This is a genomic window from Micromonospora sp. CNZ285, from assembly GCF_004637285.1.
The window spans coordinates 5,488,660-5,505,081 of the sequence record NZ_SPQD01000001.1; the positions used below are offsets into that span (position 1 = coordinate 5,488,660).

Sequence of the window (16,422 nt, forward strand, 5' to 3'; positions counted from 1 at the left end):
TCAGCGGATCTGCATCCCGGAGATGGCCCGGGAGATGACCAGCCGCTGGATCTCGGAGGTGCCCTCGAAGATGGTGTAGATCTTGGCGTCGCGGTACCACCGCTCGACCGGGTGGTCGCGCAGGAAGCCGGCGCCGCCGAGGAGCTGGACCGCCTTGTCGGTCACCGAGACGGCCACCTCACCGGCCTTGAGCTTGGACATCGAGCCCTCGCCGGCGGTGAACGGCCGGTTGTTGCGGCCCATCCAGGAGGCGCGCCAGACCAGCAGCCGGGCCGCGTCGATCTCCATCTTCATGTCGGCGAGCGCGAACGCGACCGCCTGGTTCTGGATGATCGGGCGTCCGAACTGGACCCGCTCCTTGGCGTAGTCCAGGGCGTACTCGTAGGCGGCACGGGCCACGCCGAGCGCCTGCGCGCCGACTGTCGGGCGGGACAGCTCGAACGTCCGCATCGCCGCCTGGCCGGAGGCGCGCTGCCCGGACCGGGCCCGGGCCAGACGCTCGTCGAGCGCGTCCTTGCCGCCGAGCAGGCAGCGGCCTGGCACCCGGACGTCGTCGAGGAAGACGTCCGCGGTGTGCGAGGCGCGCAGCCCCAGCTTGCGCAGCTTGCGGGTGGCGGCCAGACCGGGAGTGCCAGGGGGTACGACGAACGCGGCCTGGCCGCGCGAGCCCAGCTCGGGCTCGATCGAGGCGGTGACCACGTGCACCCCGGCGATGCCGCCGTTCGTGGCGTACGCCTTCTGCCCGTTGAGCACCCACTCGTCGGTGGCCTCGTCGTAGACGGCGCGGGTACGCATCGAGCCGACGTCGGATCCGGCCTCCGGCTCGCTCGTGCAGAACGCGGCGACGGCCGGGGAGTCGACGTCGCCGAAGCACTGCGGCACCCACTCGACGAGCTGCTCGGGGGTGCCGGCGCCGTAGATCGCGGCGACCGCGAGGGAGGTGCCGAAGATGCTCAGGCCGATGCCGGCGTCACCCCAGAAGAGTTCCTCGCTGGCGATCGGCAGGGAGAGGCCGGTGGGGTCGGCCCAGCAGGTGGCGAGGAACTCGAACCCGTACAGGCCGACCTTCGCGGCCTCCTGGATGATCGGCCAGGGGGTCTCCTCCCGGGCGTCCCACTCGGCCGCGGCCGGGCGCACGACCTCGGCGGCGAAGCCGTGCACCCAGTCGCGAAGGTCCCGCTGTTCCTCGTTCAGGTCTAGCGAGAACTCGGCCATGTCAGGCCTTGGGGATGTCGAACAGGTTGGCGATGTTGGCGGCCAGGCCCAGGTCGCCCTTGGCCTTCAGCTTGCCGGTCATGAACATCATCACCGGGTTGGCGCCACCGGAGACGATCTTCAGGAACTCGACCGGGCCCATGGTGAGGCTCAGCTTCGGGTCGCGGGTCGCGGTCTCCGAGACGGTGCAGGTGCCGTTCTCGATGACGATCTCGTAGGTGTCGGTGCCACCGTCCGGACGGCCGGTGATGTTCCAGTGGATGACCGCGTTTGTGGCACCGGCGCGGTCGGCACGGAACAGCGTGGGCATCCGGTTGAAGACCTCGCTGAGGATCTTGCCGCGCGCGTCACCGGACATGATCTCGTTGATCTTGGCGTCCGGCGTGGACTTGATCAGCTGCGCGAACTCCTTCGGGCCGACGTTCGCGAAGTTGGCCGGGTCGAAGTCAGTCATGGGGGATTGCACCTCTCGGGCGGGGCCACTTTGGTTACTCTGGCGTAACCTTACGCACGGGTAGGTATGCTCGCAAGAGTGTCCAGCACGCCGACCTTCAAGCGCCTCCCACGCGCCGTACGCGAGCAGCAGATGCTCGACGCGGCGGTGAAGGTGTTCTCCCGCCGCGGCTTCCACGCCGCCAGCATGGACGAGATCGCCGACGACGCCGGCATCTCCAAGCCGATGGTGTACGCCTACCTCGGCACCAAGGAGGAACTCTTCATCGCCTGCCTGCACCGGGAGAGCACCCGGATGATGGAGGCGATCGCCGGCGCCGCCGCCCCCGACCTGCCGGCCGACGAGCGGCTCTGGCGCGGGCTGCGCGCGTTCTTCGGCTTCGTCGGCGCACACCGGGACGGCTGGGCGGTGCTCTACCGGCAGGCGCGCGGCTCCCAGCCGTTCGCCGCCGAACTCGCCGCCATGCGGGGCCGGCTGGTCGAGGTGGTCGCCGGGATGCTCGACCACGCGCTGCGCGCCTCCGGCCGCGAGGTCGGCGCCACCGACCTGGAGGTGGTCGCGTACGCGCTGGTGGGTGCCTCCGAGTCGCTCGCAGACTGGCTGGCCGACCACCCCGAGGCCGACGCCGGCAAGACCGCGACCCGGATGATGAACGTGGCCTGGCTCGGCGCCGACCAGTTGCTGCGCGGCGTGAGCTGGCATCCGCCGGTGGCGTGACGCCGGTCAGCGGCGGGCGGCGGCCCGCCGGCGGGCCCGCCGGCGGGCCCGCCGACGGCCCCAGCGGACGGCCTCGAACAGGCCGGTGACGGCCAGCGAGATGGCGACGCCGGCGAGCAGCCCGGACAGCGGGTTGTGCTCGAACGCCAAGCCGCCGAAGTAGCCGAGCAGCCCGCAGTAGATCCCCCAGGTGGTACACGCCAGGCCGTCGTAGAGCAGGAACGTGCGCGCCGGGTAGCGGACCGCACCCATGGTCAGCGTGACGGCGGTCCGGCCCCCGGGGACGTACCGGGCGGTGGTCAGGATCATCCCGCCGCGCCTGTCGACCGCCCGGCGGGCCCACTCCGAGCTGGCCCGCCGCCTGCTGTCCGCCGGGAACCGGGCCAGCCGGTGCGCGCCGCCGCCACGCCCGATCGCGTACGAGATGTGGTCGCCGAGGAGCGCGCCGAACGCGGCGGTCACGATCACGAGCACCAGGTTCGGCTCGCCGCCCGCCGCGAAGACGCCGGCCGTGATCACCACCGTCTCGCCCGGTACCGCCGGGAAGAACGCGTCGACCGCGGTGACCGCGATGATCAGCAGATACACCCACGGAGACGTCACCGTGTGGTGCAGCAGGTCGAGCACGTCCCCCATGCACCCATGCTCTGTGGTGCGGTGTCAGGCAGGGGCGCTTCTCAGGCAAAAGGCGTCGAGCAGGGGCCCTTCCTTCGCCTCGGCCGTGGGGCCGCGCGAGGTGAGCACCACGGGCGCCCCCAGCGCCTCCGAGACGGCGGCCGGCCAGTCGTCCGGCGCCTCGTCCAGCACCGGCCGGGCGCGCAGCAGCCGCCGGGTGAGCGCGGCCTGCCGGTCGAGGTCACCGGCCGGGCCGGGGACGAGCCGGTCGGTGTCCTCGTACCGGCGGCAGATCCGCAGCTCCGGACCGGCGAGGTCGAGGTGGGTGAGCGCCAGCCCGTCCACGCCGCCCGCCACCTCCAGCGCGTACCGGTGGGCGACCGCGTCGAAGTGCCCGAACCGGAACCGGCCCTGCCAGCGATTCGCCGAGTTGTGCCGGTCGGTGAACGGCAGCGACGCGTCCTCGGTGACCAGCGGCCCGGGACCGTGCCGAGTGGTGGTCGTCCGCAGCACGCCGAGCCGCTGCGCGGTCCCGGCCATGCCCGCCTCGGCGAGCAGCGTCTCGGCGTTGGCGAACGTCGTGGTGCTCCACGTCGTGTACGGGTGGAAGCCGTGCCACTCGTCCAGCAGCACCCCCTGCGCGCCCTCGAACACGCAGGTGCCCTCGCGCAGCGCGCCCGCGAGCCAGGTCCGGTCGACGATCGCCACCCGGCGCGCGAAGGCCGCGTACGCGGGCAGGCAGTCCTCCACCGGCGGCGCGTCCAGTGGGCCCAGCTCGGCGGTGAGCCGGTCCCGTAGCGCGGTCAGCCGCCGGCGCAGCACCGCCGGGCGGCGGCAGTCCGCCACCCGGGGTGCCTCATCGGGGTGGGCGAGGCCGTACGCGACAGCCTCGCCCACCCCGAGCCCGCAGGAGCCGTGCCGGTCGGCTCCCCGGGCGATCTCCCGGGCGCGATTCGCGGCCCGGTGGTACGGGGTGGCGAGCAGCGCCTCCCCGTCCACTGTCAGACGGTCGAGCGCGTCTGGCACGCCGACCGACGCGAGGTGGTCGGCCTCGGCGGCCAGCGCCAGCGGGTCCACCACCACGTGCCGCGCCAGGTGTGTCCGTACGCCCGGACGGAACGTCCCGGCGCCGAACTGCGCGAACGTGTGGTGCCGCCCGTCGCGCAGGACGACGTTGTGCGCCGCCTGCGCGCCCCCGTTGAACCGGATCACCGTGTGGACCTGCCGGGTGGCGCAGAGCAGGTCCACCACTGTGCCCTTGCCGGCGTCGCCGTAGCCGAGGTCGACCACCATCACGTGGTTCACAGCCGGGTGACCCCGCTTCCGCCGTCGGCCGGGCTGAACGGCAGCGTCGCCACCGCGCGCCGGCCGGCGCCGAGCCGGGCCAGCGCCTTCGACACCGTCGGGGTGGCGGTCGAGCCGGCCCGGTCCAGGTCGCGCAGCCCGGCGTCCAGGTCGATGGCCTGCTCGCCGAGGCCGACGGTGAGCGCGATCGTCTCGCAGACCGCGTCCAGGTCGTCCAGCTCGACCGCGTTCTGCCCGAGCAGGCCGCGCCAGAAGTCGAGCACCTTGCGGTTGCCCGCGTAGTGGCTGCCGGCGGGCAGCAGGTAGTAGGTGTCCCAGCGCGCGGTCACCTCGTCCACGATCTGCCGGACCGGCATGTCCTCGCCCAGGCCGTCGCCGATCAGCCGGCTCACCTCAGCGGTCTTCACCGCCGGGTACGCCAGTTCGTCGCCGATGATGAACAGGTAGCCGCGCCGGCCGCGCTTGTCCCAGCTGTCGGTGGCCGTGTGCCGGGCCATGAAGTAGAGCGCCAGCTCGTACGACTCCATCATCTGACCGCCACCGCCGCCCTCCAGCACGATCCGCCCGAGGTCGGCGTCCATCCGGTTGTCGGACTCGAACTGCCCGATCTGCAACGGCACCCGGTCGCAGGTGGCGTCGCCGATCGCGCCGAACATGACCTGCGGGTCCTTCGCGTACCCCTGGCGCAGCAGCAGCCCGAGCAGCTGCGGCAGCTTGCTCTGCAGCACCCGGGGCACGTGCCCCATCGAGCCGGTGACGTCGAACAGCACGGCGATCGGCGTCGACTGCGGGTGTTCGGCGGAGTCGCGGCTCTCCCGCAGCGCGTCGCGCGGGTCGAGCGCCGGGTGCACCTTGCGGGCGCCGCTGTCGCTGTAGGAGAACGCGCTCTTGCCGGTGCGGCGCCGGTAACGGTCGGCGGCGTCGTACACGTCGGTGGACCAGATTCCACTGCCCATGGCAGCCTCCCTACGGGTTGAGGGTGAAGGGTCGGAAGGTGCGCGGCCCGTACAGCCGATGCAGCACCTCGTCCAGTTCGCGCAGCAGCCGCCAGGCGTCGTCGGGCCGGGTGGCGAGCGCGGTGCCCTGGCAGCCGTCGGCGAAGGCGCGCAGCTCGCGCGGCGCGCGGTCGCCCATCAGCCAGGTCATGCAGCGGGCGGCCATCGCGATGTCGGTGCCGGGCCCGCACTGCCGCTTCGCGGCGACCTCCGGCGGATACCAGTCCTCGTGGCCGGGCACCAGCGCCGGCACGAGCCCGCCGGGCTCGGCCGAGGAGCACCAGTCGACGAGGACCAGGCCGTGCGCGTCCGGCTCGATCAGCACGTGCCGGGGCAGCACCGCGCCGTGCACGACGCCGGCCCGGTGGGCCAGGCCGAGCGCCACGAGCAGCCGCCGCCACATCCAGGCCGCGTCGCGCGGGTCCAGCCCGTCCGGGTACGCGCGGCGCACGTCGTCCAGGCTTCGCAGCCCGGGTACGGTCACCAGCTCGTTGACCTGCCGTTGTACGCCCGTCGACGGGTCGCGCGCCGGGTAGGAGTCGACGAGCCGGGGCACGTACGCGAGGTGCTTGGCGTCACCGCGTTCGGCGATCCGCCGCAACGCGCGTGCCTCGCGGGCCATCAGGTCGTTGTCGCCGGGGTGCCGGGCCACCTTCAGCAGCCGCCCGTTCCCGTGGTCGTGCAGGTCGGCGATGTCGCCGGCGTACTTCGGGGTGGGGGTGCGCCACCGGGTGGTGACGGTGACCAGCGCGTCGGCGGCGGCGGCGCGTACCAGCGGGTCGGCCGCGCCCAGCCGGTCGGGGTGCAGCGCGCCGACCAGCTCGCGGTAGCGGCGGGCCGGCTCCTGCGTACCGAACAGGTCGGCGTCGGTACGCGCGGCAGTGACCAGCCGGATCGCCTCCTCGGTCCTCACCGCACCGTCTCCTCCCGGGCGGGGCGCAGCAGCGCCGGGTGCAGCAGCCGGGCGTCTCCGGCGCGGTAGAGCTTGGCCCGAGGGCCGCCGCGCGCGCCGCCGCGTTCGGTGCTGGCGCCGGTGCTCTCCACGAAGCCGGGCACCGAGAGCACCTTGCGGTGGAAGTTGCCGGCGTGCAGCGGATGGCCCCAGACGGTCTCGTAGACCTCCCGCAGCTCGGTGACTGTGAACTCGGGGGCGAGGAACCGGGTGGCCAGCGGCGTGTACTCCAGCTTGGAGCGGGCGCGCTCCAGCCCGTCCTCGATGATCCGGCCGTGGTCGAAGGCGAGCTGCCGGCTGGTGAGCGCGGTGACCGGCAGCCAGATCGCCTCGTCGGCGTCGGTGTCGGCGACCGGGTCGGGCAGGTCGGGGGCGAACGCCAGGTGCGCGACCGAGACCACCCGCATGCGGGGGTCGCGGTCCGGGGCGCCGTAGCTGCCGAGCTGTTCCAGGTGCACCCGGCGCAGCCGCTCGCCGCCGAGGCCGGTCTCCTCGGCCAGCTCGCGCCGGGCACCGGCGGCGAGGTCCTCGTCCGGCTGGACGAAGCCGCCGGGCAGCGCCCAGTGCCCCTCGTAGGGCGGCGCGCCGCGGCGGATCAGCAGCAGGTGCAGCGCGCCCTCGCGGATGGTCAGGGCGACCACGTCGACGGTGACCGCGACCGCCGGGTAGTCCCGGGGGTCGTACCCGGCGAGGAAGTCCTGCTCGTTCACGGTCACTCACTCTCTCAGGTTGAGAACAACTCAATCTGAGAACAACTTAGCGCCGAAAAGAGGGGACGGCAAGTCCCCTCTTTCGTTCAGCGCACCGAACCGACCAGATGCGGCCTTCCGTCCCGGGCGCTGTGCAGCGCGAAGTCCCAGCCCGCACCGCTCGCCGAGGCGCTGAACGCCACTGTCGACGGCAACGGCACCGGCAGCTTGAACGCCACGTCCACGGTGTACGCCTCGGGCAGCCGGGGCGCCAGCGCGGCCAGGCAGTGGGCCTTGCTCCACATGCCGTGCGCGATCGGGCGCGGGAAACCGAACAGCCGCGCGCCCAGCTTCGAGGTGTGGATCGGGTTGTGGTCGCCGGAGACGCGCGCGTAGTCCGTACCGACCCGTGGGGTCACCCGCCACCGCGCCGAGGAGGCCGGCGGTTCCGGGCGGTCACCCCGGTCGCGCCGCGGGCCGCCGTCCGCGGTGCGCTCCTTCCCGAGGTACGTGGACACGCCGCGCCACACCTCCTCGCCGCCGATCGAGCCGACCAGCACCACGTCGAGCTGGCGGCCCCGCTCGTGCGGGCGCAGGTTCTCCGCGTACGTGTGGAAGTCGACGCTCTCGCCGACCTCGACCGGGCGGTGCACGGTGATCCGGTTGGCCACGTGCACCACGCCGGTGAGCGGGATCGGGAAGCCGGGGCTCGTCATCAGCCGCAGTGACAGCGGGAACCCGAGCACGTGCAGGTACGTCGCCGGCAGCCGGTCGGTCAGCCGGAACCCGCACACCCGGTCGTAGTCCGCGAGGTGCCGCTGATCCACAGCGACCCCACCGACGGCCAGCTCGACGGCCGGCACGTCCGCCCCGCGCCGCCCCCCAACGCCGGGCACCACTCCCAGCAGCGCACGCCGGTACAGCGCCCCACTGGCCGGCACCCCGTCCAGCTCCACCCGCCGCCGCCCCGCCGGCCCCGCCTCTTCACCCCGTCGATCATGAGGTTGGCTGCCTTGTGGATCTCCAGAAGTGCCGTCAACTTCATGATCGTCGGAGGTGGAGCGGGTCTGGGACAGGGCGGCGGCTCGGGCGGAGGTCAGGTCGCGGGTGGGGCCCTCGATCAGGTCGTGCAGGCTCAGGTCGTCGTCCTCGTGGTCACGGGCTGCCATCACGCCCCCAGCAGGCTCTGGCCGCAGACCCGGACTACGTTGCCGCTCACCGCGCCGCTCGCCGGCCAGGAGAGCCAGCCGATCGTCTCGGCCACGTCCACCGGCAGGCCGCCCTGGGCCATGCTGTTCATCCGCCGTCCCGCCTCCCTGATGGTCAGCGGGATACGCGCGGTCAGCCGGGTCTCGATGAAGCCCGGCGCGACCGCGTTCAGGCTGATCCCGCGCTCGCGCAGCACCGGGGAGAGCGAGTCGACGAGGCCGATCACGCCGGCCTTGCTCGTCGCGTAGTTGGTCTGCCCCCGGTTGCCGGCGATCCCGGCGATCGACGAGACCGACACGATCCGGCCGCCGGCCGGGATCAGGTCGCGTTCCAGCAGCACGTCGTTGATGCGCTCCTGGCTGGACAGGTTCACGTCGATCACCGAGTCCCACCGGTCGGCGTCCATCCGGCCCAGCGTCTTGTCCCGGGTGATGCCCGCGTTGTGCACCACCACGTCGACCCGGCCGTGCCGGGACGCCAGGTGCTCCGCCAGCCGGGTCGGCGCATCGGGCGCGGTCAGGTCGAGCTGCACCGCGCTGCCGCCGATGTCGTTCGCGACGGCGGCCAGCTCGTCTCCGGCCGCCGGGATGTCGAGCGCCACCACCTGCGCGCCGTCGCGGGCCAGCACCTTCGCCAGCGCCGCGCCGATGCCCCGGGCCGCGCCGGTCACCAGCACCACCTGCCCGTCCAGCGGACGGTCCCAGTCGGCCGGGGCGACGGCGGTGCCGGCGCCGACCCGGATCACCTGGCCCGAGACGTACGCGGACCGGCCGGAGAGCAGGAACCGGAGCGTGGACTCCAGGCTCACCGGGGTGCCGGCGTCACCCTCGCGGGTCACGTAGACGAGCTGGGCGGTCACGCCCCGGCCGAACTCCTTGCCGATGCTGCGGGTCAGGCCCTCGAGCGCGCGCTGGGCGGTAGCCTCCCGGGGAGAGCCGCACTCGGCCGGCGGGGTGCCCAGCACGATCACCCGGCCGCTGGGAAGCAGCGAGCGGGCCTGCGGGTGGAAGAAGTCGTAGAGCTGGCGCAGCCCGGCGGAGTCGGTGATGCCGCTGGCGTCGTACACCAGGGCCGCGAAGCGGCGGTCGGCGTCGTGGGCGGCGACCGGGTCGGCCAGCTCGACCCCGGCGGCGGTCAGGATCTTGCCGGCCGGCTCGGCGATCCGGCCGCCGGCCGAGGAGCCGAGCAGGACCGGCCCGGGAACGAGCGGGTCACCGGGCGTGTGCCGGCGCAGTCGGGGCGGGTCGGGCAGCCCGAGGCGCTTGACCAGCGCGCGACCGGCCCCCGTCTGGACGAAGCTCGCGTACCTGTCGGTCATAGGCGTAGCCTACTGGCGAGTAGGGTTCGGGCAACAGTTTCGAGGGAGGCCGATCGTGCAGAGTGTCCGGCGGGTCGCGGTCATCGGGGGCAACCGCATCCCCTTCGCCCGGTCCAACTCGCGCTACGCGCACGCGTCGAACGCCGACATGCTCGGCGCCGCGCTCGACGGGCTGGTCGCCCGGTTCGGGCTGGCCGGCGAGCGGGTCGGCGAGGTCGTGGCCGGCGCGGTGCTCAAGCACTCCCGCGACTTCAACCTCACCCGTGAGGTGGTGCTCGGCTCCCGGCTCGACCCGCACACCCCCGCGTACGACATCCAGCAGGCGTGCGGCACCGGGCTGGAGGCGGCCATCCTGGTCGCCAACAAGATCGCCCTCGGGCAGATCGAGGTCGGCATCGCCGGCGGCGTCGACACCACCTCGGACGCGCCGCTCGCAGTCAACGAGGACATGCGGCGCACGCTGATCCAGCTCAACTCGGCCCGTACGCTCGGCGAACGGCTCAAGATCGCGGCGAAGCTGCGCCCGCACCAGCCGTTCAAGCCGGAGATCCCGCGCAACGCCGAGCCGCGTACCGGGTTGTCCATGGGTGAGCACGCGGCCCGCACCGCGCTGCGCTGGAACGTCGACCGGACCGCGCAGGACGAACTCGCGTTGCGCTCGCACCAGCGGCTCGCCGCCGCGTACGACAAGGGGTTCTTCGACGACCTGATGACCCCCTACCTGGGGCTGACCCGCGACCAGAACCTGCGCCCGGACACCAGCCTGGAGAAGCTCGGCTCGCTCAAGCCGGTCTTCGGCGCCTCCGGCGCGGACGCCGAGCGGGCCACCATGACCGCCGGCAACTCCTCGCCGCTCACCGACGGCGCGTCGACGGTGCTGCTCGCCTCCGAGGAGTCGGCCAAGGCGCACAACCTGCCGGTGCTGGCGTGGTTCTCCTGGTCCGAGGCCGCCGCCGTCGACTTCGTGCACGGCGACGAGGGCCTGCTGATGGCCCCCACGTACGCGGTGCCGCGGATGCTGGCCCGGGCCGGGCTGAGCCTCCAGGACTTCGACTTCTACGAGATCCACGAGGCGTTCGCCTCGCAGGTGCTGGCCACCCTCGCCGCCTGGGAGTCGCCGGAGTTCTGCAAGGAGCGCCTCGGCCTGGACTCCCCGCTCGGCTCGATCGACAGGGAGAAGCTGAACGTCAACGGCTCGTCGCTGGCGGCCGGGCACCCGTTCGCCGCCACCGGCGGCCGGATCGTCGCCACGCTCGCCAAGCTGCTCGACCAGAAGGGGAGCGGGCGCGGCCTGATCTCCATCTGCGCCGCAGGCGGGCAGGGCGTGACAGCGATCCTGGAGCGCTGACGGGCGACGCCCGCCCGGTTCGTCGCCGGGCGGGCGGTCCCTTTTCGCCGGGGCCGGCAACCCGCCTGCCGGCCCGTTCCGTCCCCTGGGCATGAGGCGAACGAGGAGCGGCACCCCGTGACCGGGCGTGACGAGGAGTTCCGCGACTACGTGACCGCCCGGCTGGAGCCGCTGCGCCGCACGGCGTACCTGCTCTGCCGGGACTGGCACACGGCGGACGACCTGGTGTCGATCACGCTGGGCAAGCTGTACCGCAACTGGCGGCGGGCGCTCGGCGCGGACAACATCGACGCGTACGTCCGGGGGATGCTCACCAACGCGTGGCTGGACGAGCGGCGCCGCCCGTGGCGGCGGGAGCACAGCACCGACGAGGTGCCGGACCAGATGGACCTGGCGGCCGGGGAGCCGTCGGTCGGTGAGCGGGAGATGCTGCTGGACCTGCTGGGCCGGCTCGCGCCGCGGCGACGGGCGGTGGTGGTGCTCCGCTTCTACTGCGACCTGTCCGTCGAGGAGACCGCGCAGATCCTGGGTGTCACCACCGGCACCGTGAAGAGCCAGTCCGCCCGCGCGTTGGAGACGCTGCGGCTGATCGCCTCGCACCATTCGGCAGTGGAGAGCGGGAGGCGGCGATGACGTACCGGCAGATCTTCGACCAGGCGATCGGCGACGCGCCGCCGGCGACGGTGGACGTGGACGCCCTGGTGGCGCGGGAGGTCCGTCGCCGACGGCGGCGCCTGAGCGTGTACGCCTCGGCGACAGCCGTGCTGGCGCTGGCGCTCGGCATCGGCGTGGTCGTGCAGCCGGGGGCGTCCGGTGGTCCGGCGCCCGCCCACTCGGCCGCGCCGTCCGCCGCCGCACGGACCGAGCCGGAGCGCCTGCATGCGGCGATCCTGGCCGCGTTCCACCGGGAGGCGCCGGACCTGCGGTGGGTGCAGGGCGCGTCGACAGGCGACCGCGAGACCTGGGACGGCCCGGTCACCGACGAGCCGCCGTGGTCGGTGCAGCGGTTGCAGTGGGAGTCCGCGACCGGCTGGTTGGCTGTGGGTGTCGCCGCCCGGGGCGAGGTCCGGTCGTACCTGAACATCAACGTGGGCCGGGTGCGCCCCGGCCACACGTCGGGACCGGACCGGTGCCGGCCCGGCGAGGTCACGTGCCGGTCCTTCACCGGCCCCGGGGGCGAGCTGGTGGTCGCCAACGACGTCGAGGACCGACGCCTGGTCGGTCCGGTGACCGAGCGGACCGTCCTGCGTAGCGTGACCGTCAAGCGGGCCGACGGCGCGTTCGTGTCGGTGCAGACGGTCTCGTCCACCGACCGGCACCTGATGACAGTCGAGGAGATGGCTGCGGTCGCGCTGGACCCGGAGATCCGGCTGGGCTGAGGGCGTCCCGGTCCGGCCCGCCCACAGGCCGGACCGGGTACCGGCGTCGCCGGGGCCGGCCCGGGCGTCGTGAAAGACTGAGGTACGTGACGACGATCCCGAACGTGCTCGCCAACCGGTACGCCTCGCCCGAACTGGTCGCCCTCTGGTCGCCGGAGGAGAAGGTCCGGATGGAGCGCCGGCTCTGGCTGGCGGTGCTCAAGGCCCAGCGTGATCTCGGCGTGCCGGTGCCCGACGGGGTCGTCGAGGCGTACGAGCGGGTGGTCGACCAGGTCGACCTGGCCTCGATCGCGGCGCGGGAGCGGGTCACCCGGCACGACGTGAAGGCCCGGATCGAGGAGTTCAGCGCGCTCGCCGGGCACGAGCACGTGCACAAGGGGATGACCTCCCGCGACCTCACCGAGAACGTCGAGCAGCTTCAGATCCGCGCCTCGCTGGAGCTGATCCGGGACCGGGTTGTCGCCACGCTGGCCCGGCTGGGCTGGCACGCGGGCGAGTACTCGGCCCTGGTGATGACCGGCCGGTCGCACAACGTCGCCGCGCAGGCCACCACGCTGGGCAAGCGCTTCGCGTCGGCGGCCGAGGAACTGCTCATCGCGTACGAGCGGCTGGAGGACCTGATCGGCCGCTACCCGCTGCGCGGGATCAAGGGGCCGGTGGGCACCGCCGCCGACCAGCTCGACCTGTTCGACGGCGACGCCGGCAAGGTGGCCGAGCTGGAGCAGCGGGTGGCCGGGCACCTGGGCTTCCGCCGGGTGCTTGACAGCGTGGGCCAGGTCTACCCGCGTTCACTGGACTTCGACGTGCTCTCCGCGCTGGCCCAGGTGGCCGCCGCGCCGTCGTCGCTGGCGACCACGATCCGGCTCATGGTGGGCCAGGAGCTGGTCACCGAGGGCTTCAAGCCGGGCCAGGTCGGTTCCAGCGCGATGCCGCACAAGATGAACACGCGTTCGTCGGAGCGGGTGAACGGCTTCGCGGTGATCATCAGGGGTTACCTGTCGATGGTCGGTGAGCTGGCCGGTGACCAGTGGAACGAGGGTGACGTCTCCTGCTCGGTGGTGCGCCGGGTCGCGCTGCCCGACGCGTTCTTCGCCGCCGACGGGCTGTTCCAGACGTTCCTCACCGTGCTGGACGAGTTCGGCCCGTACCCGGCGGTGATCAACCGGGAGCTGGAGCGTTTCCTGCCGTTCCTCGCCACCACGAAGATCCTGGTGGCGGCCGTACGCCGGGGTGTGGGCCGGGAGGTCGCGCACGAGGTGATCAAGGAGCACGCGGTCGCCGTGGCGCTGGCGATGCGGGAGAAGGGCGCGGCCGAGAACGACCTGTTCGACCGCCTGGCCGCCGACGGCCGGCTCGGCCTCACCCGGGCCGAGATCGACACGCTGGTCGCCGACCGCAACGCCTTCGTGGGCGCCGCCACCGACCAGGTAAACCGCGTGACGGCGAGAATCACCAGGGTCGTGGAGTCCCACCCCGAGGCCGCCACCTACTCCCCACCCCCCATCCTCTGACTGCCTTTCCCTCGGTGATGGGGGGCGGTCAGGGGCCGGTGGGGGTCTCGGCCGCGGAACTCAGGTTGGGGGCGCTCGCGGGTTCGGCGATACCGCCGGGCGCGGAGGCGATCTCCGGGTCGTGGGCGGTCTCGGCCGCGATCGCCGGCTGGTCCGGCGGCATGACGTCCGGCATCTTCGGCGCGACGATCACCGCCGTGCCGTACGCGCAGATCTCCATCCACATCTCGCCGCAGTCCCGGCTGTCGAAGCGCATGCCGATCACCGCGTTCGCGCCCAGGCGGCGCGCCTCCTCGCCGAGGCGGGCCACCGAGTCGGTACGCCACCGGGTCAGGTTGTCCGGCGCCATCGGGTCGTAGGCGCCACCGCGCAGGTTCTTGACCCCCTCGCGGTACGGGTTGCGGGTCCTCGCCATCGAGGAGACCACTTCGCCGAGGATCTGGCGGATCTCGTAGCCGGGCAGTTGATCCGTCGTCACGACCAGCACACTTCCGATGCTGTCAGTCCTCGGCCGGGTGGTTCGCGAGCCGTGTTCAGCTGATCGGATGCTGAAAAACGGCGCGGCGCGGACGGTCGGGCCGCACCCGACCGATCCGCGCCGCATCGGCATCAACCGTCAGACACCGGCCGTCGAGGTGATCCAGGCCCGGTTGTACGCAACACTGCCGTAGTTCTGGATGCTCTGGCCGTCGGCGGTGGAGGCGACGCCGACCTGCCGGCCGTTGTAGAACTGCGGGCCGCCCGAGTCGCCCCGCCACGCGTTGCCGTTGACCCGGGTGCTCCGGATCGCCTGGCCGCCGTACGCGTCGGTGACGCTGGTGCTGGTCACCCGTACGCTCGCGGTCTTGAGCTGGGGCGACGCGCCGCAGCCGCTGTAGCAGGTCATGCCCCAGCCGTAGATGGTGTTGGTGGAGCCGACCGGCGGGTTGCTGCTGGCGAGCGAGACGGCGGAGGTGCTGACCGTGCTGGACAGGCGCAGCAGGGCGAGGTCGTAGCGGGTGTAGGAGGCGCTCACGGTGCGGGTGACGCCGCCGGAGGCGTAGTAGACGCTGCCGACCCGGACGGACATGGTGCCGCTGACGCAGTGCCGGGCGGTGAGCACCCACTGGGGCGCGATCACGCTGCCGGAGCAGGTGAACGAGCCGTTGCTGAAGACGGCGGCGGCCCACGGCGCGGACGAGACGGTGCCGCCGCCGATGATCGGCTGGGGGCCGGCCGGCGCGGCGGTGGCGCCGGAGGCGGTGGCCAGGACGCCGGCCAGCGCGGTGGTCAGCACGGCGAGCAGGGGACGGAGGCGCATGTCGGGGCTCCTTCTGCGCGGACGCCCGGGGTTGCCGGGCAGGGGGTGACACCCGCCGGGTGGGGTGGGCCGGCGAGGGACGTCGATCTCACTCATCGACGTCTGACGATGCATGCTACGGCCGCGACACCCTCTGTCACAAGGTGCGGATCGAATCGCGCCGATGGCGTGACGCGCGCCGCGTGCCGCGCGGGCGTGCTGTCGGATACCGGTCCAAGGTGGGGTGTTTCGCGGCAGAATGCCTGCTGGGAGGCGTTGTCGAAGGGCTCCGGCAAGCACGCAGAGCAACGAATTCGCATCGACGCCGCAACGAACGGGCAACGGTGCCCGTCCGGTGCCGCCGGCGGGGGCCGATCAGTGCCGGAACTGCCCCCGGCCGGTGCGGGCCGGGCGGTATCTGCCAGGTAGGCTGGCTGCGCTCGCCCGATTGTTGGGCCGGCACCCAACTGCGTACACAGTCAGGAGTGCCCAGTGCCTCGCGTCGTAGTCGACGTCATGCTCAAGCCCGAGATCCTCGATCCGCAGGGCCAGGCCGTCGCAAACGCGCTGCCCCGCCTCGGCGTCAGTGACGTCGCCTCGGTTCGGATCGGCAGGCGGATCGAGATCGAGTTCACCGGCGAACCGGACCTGGACCGGGCCCGGGAGATCGCCGACAAGCTGCTGGCCAACCCGGTCATCGAGGACTTCACCGTCCGCGTGGTCACCGCCGACGAGACCGCGGGCGCGCAGTCGTGACCGCCCGGGTCGGTGTGGTCACCTTCCCCGGCTCGCTCGACGACGGGGACGCGGCCCGGGCCGTACGGATCGCCGGCGCCGAGGCGGTCCGGCTCTGGCACGGCGACCCGGACCTGCACGGCGTGGACGCTGTCGTCCTGCCCGGCGGCTTCTCCTACGGCGACTACCTGCGCTGCGGCGCCATCGCCCGGTTCGCACCGGTGATGGAGACGATCGTCCAGGCCGCGCGCGGTGGCCTGCCGGTGCTCGGCATCTGCAACGGCTTCCAGATCCTCTGCGAGGCCCACCTGTTGCCCGGGGCGCTCACCCGCAATCAGCACCTGCACTTCCGCAACCGGGACCAGGTCCTGCGGATCGAGAGCACCGGCACCGCCTGGACGAACGCGTTCCAGCCGGGCCAGGAAGTGCTCATCCCGGTCAAGAACGGCGAGGGCTGCTACGTCGCCGACCCCGCGACGCTCGATCGGCTGGAGGGCGAGGGCCGCGTCGTCGCCCGCTACATCGGCGGCAACCCCAACGGATCGCAGCGCGACATCGCCGCGATCACCAACGAGGCCGGCAACGTCGTCGGCATCATGCCGCACCCCGAGCACGCGGTGGAGGCGCTCACCGGCCCCTCCCTGGACGGCCTCGGCTTCTTCACCTCGGTGCTCAAGCATCTGGTGGGAGCGCCGGCGTGA

At 72.8% G+C, this 16,422-nt stretch carries 18 protein-coding genes; 7 read left to right on the forward strand and 11 right to left on the reverse strand.

Annotation, left to right across the window (positions count from 1 at the left end; translation table 11 throughout):
• Positions 1 to 1,215: an acyl-CoA dehydrogenase family protein gene (locus CLT75_RS25075; RefSeq protein WP_135242731.1), complete on the reverse strand. Its 1,215-nt coding sequence runs from the start codon at positions 1,213 to 1,215 to the stop codon at positions 1 to 3.
• A 1-nt stretch (position 1,216) separates the two neighbouring features.
• Positions 1,217 to 1,669, reverse strand: a complete 453-nt coding sequence (locus CLT75_RS25080) for an SCP2 sterol-binding domain-containing protein (protein ID WP_135242732.1) — start codon at positions 1,667 to 1,669, stop codon at positions 1,217 to 1,219.
• Positions 1,670 to 1,747: 78 nt separating this feature from the next.
• On the opposite strand from CLT75_RS25080, the gene CLT75_RS25085 reads away from it, so the two are divergent.
• On the forward strand, positions 1,748 to 2,386 hold the full coding sequence (locus CLT75_RS25085; protein ID WP_199733199.1) for a TetR/AcrR family transcriptional regulator: 639 nt from the start codon (positions 1,748 to 1,750) through the stop codon (positions 2,384 to 2,386).
• A gap of 6 nt (positions 2,387 to 2,392) precedes the next feature.
• Here the strand turns inward: CLT75_RS25085 and CLT75_RS25090 are convergent, their stop codons facing one another.
• From CLT75_RS25090 to CLT75_RS25120, 7 genes are all read right to left on the reverse strand, one after another.
• A complete protein-coding gene (locus CLT75_RS25090; RefSeq protein WP_135242733.1) occupies positions 2,393 to 3,022 on the reverse strand; it encodes a DedA family protein in 630 nt (209 codons plus the stop codon).
• Positions 3,023 to 3,046: 24 nt separating this feature from the next.
• Positions 3,047 to 4,306 (reverse strand): adenylosuccinate synthetase, encoded by a 1,260-nt coding sequence (locus tag CLT75_RS25095; protein ID WP_135242734.1) that lies wholly within the window; start codon positions 4,304 to 4,306, stop codon positions 3,047 to 3,049.
• Positions 4,303 to 5,262, reverse strand: a complete 960-nt coding sequence (locus tag CLT75_RS25100) for a hypothetical protein (RefSeq protein WP_135242735.1) — start codon at positions 5,260 to 5,262, stop codon at positions 4,303 to 4,305. The genes CLT75_RS25095 and CLT75_RS25100 overlap by 4 nt, the downstream gene beginning before the upstream one ends.
• Before the next feature lie 10 nt (positions 5,263 to 5,272).
• A complete protein-coding gene (locus CLT75_RS25105) occupies positions 5,273 to 6,214 on the reverse strand; it encodes a protein kinase family protein (RefSeq protein WP_135242736.1) in 942 nt (313 codons plus the stop codon).
• Complete coding sequence (locus CLT75_RS25110) at positions 6,211 to 6,969, reverse strand: NUDIX hydrolase (RefSeq protein WP_209310383.1); 759 nt, start codon at positions 6,967 to 6,969, stop codon at positions 6,211 to 6,213. The genes CLT75_RS25105 and CLT75_RS25110 overlap by 4 nt, the downstream gene beginning before the upstream one ends.
• Before the next feature lie 80 nt (positions 6,970 to 7,049).
• Complete coding sequence (locus tag CLT75_RS25115; protein WP_486485267.1) at positions 7,050 to 8,111, reverse strand: hotdog family protein; 1,062 nt, start codon at positions 8,109 to 8,111, stop codon at positions 7,050 to 7,052.
• Positions 8,111 to 9,469: a 3-oxoacyl-ACP reductase gene (locus tag CLT75_RS25120; protein WP_135242738.1), complete on the reverse strand. Its 1,359-nt coding sequence runs from the start codon at positions 9,467 to 9,469 to the stop codon at positions 8,111 to 8,113. The genes CLT75_RS25115 and CLT75_RS25120 overlap by 1 nt, the downstream gene beginning before the upstream one ends.
• Positions 9,470 to 9,524: 55 nt before the next feature.
• Here CLT75_RS25120 and CLT75_RS25125 point away from each other — a divergent pair, with 55 nt between their 5' ends.
• The 4 genes from CLT75_RS25125 (at position 9,525) to purB (ending at position 13,707) form a co-directional block, all read left to right on the forward strand.
• Positions 9,525 to 10,817 (forward strand): acetyl-CoA C-acetyltransferase, encoded by a 1,293-nt coding sequence (locus CLT75_RS25125; RefSeq protein WP_135242739.1) that lies wholly within the window; start codon positions 9,525 to 9,527, stop codon positions 10,815 to 10,817.
• Positions 10,818 to 10,934: 117 nt separating this feature from the next.
• A complete protein-coding gene (locus tag CLT75_RS25130) occupies positions 10,935 to 11,450 on the forward strand; it encodes a SigE family RNA polymerase sigma factor (RefSeq protein ID WP_135242740.1) in 516 nt (171 codons plus the stop codon).
• Positions 11,447 to 12,196, forward strand: a complete 750-nt coding sequence (locus tag CLT75_RS25135) for a hypothetical protein (RefSeq protein WP_135242741.1) — start codon at positions 11,447 to 11,449, stop codon at positions 12,194 to 12,196. The genes CLT75_RS25130 and CLT75_RS25135 overlap by 4 nt, the downstream gene beginning before the upstream one ends.
• A gap of 86 nt (positions 12,197 to 12,282) precedes the next feature.
• A complete protein-coding gene (purB, locus tag CLT75_RS25140; RefSeq protein ID WP_135242742.1) occupies positions 12,283 to 13,707 on the forward strand; it encodes an adenylosuccinate lyase in 1,425 nt (474 codons plus the stop codon).
• 28 nt (positions 13,708 to 13,735) lie between these two features.
• Here the strand turns inward: purB and CLT75_RS25145 are convergent, their stop codons facing one another.
• Both CLT75_RS25145 and CLT75_RS25150 read right to left on the reverse strand, forming a co-directional pair.
• Positions 13,736 to 14,311, reverse strand: coding sequence for a YbjQ family protein (locus tag CLT75_RS25145; protein ID WP_209310384.1), 576 nt, complete (start codon positions 14,309 to 14,311; stop codon positions 13,736 to 13,738).
• Between the two features lie 12 nt (positions 14,312 to 14,323).
• Positions 14,324 to 15,007, reverse strand: a complete 684-nt coding sequence (locus CLT75_RS25150) for a S1 family peptidase (protein ID WP_013473438.1) — start codon at positions 15,005 to 15,007, stop codon at positions 14,324 to 14,326.
• 471 nt (positions 15,008 to 15,478) lie between these two features.
• Here CLT75_RS25150 and purS point away from each other — a divergent pair, with 471 nt between their 5' ends.
• Complete coding sequence (purS, locus tag CLT75_RS25155) at positions 15,479 to 15,742, forward strand: phosphoribosylformylglycinamidine synthase subunit PurS (protein WP_013473439.1); 264 nt, start codon at positions 15,479 to 15,481, stop codon at positions 15,740 to 15,742.
• Positions 15,739 to 16,422 (forward strand): phosphoribosylformylglycinamidine synthase subunit PurQ, encoded by a 684-nt coding sequence (gene purQ, locus CLT75_RS25160; RefSeq protein WP_135242743.1) that lies wholly within the window; start codon positions 15,739 to 15,741, stop codon positions 16,420 to 16,422. The genes purS and purQ overlap by 4 nt, the downstream gene beginning before the upstream one ends.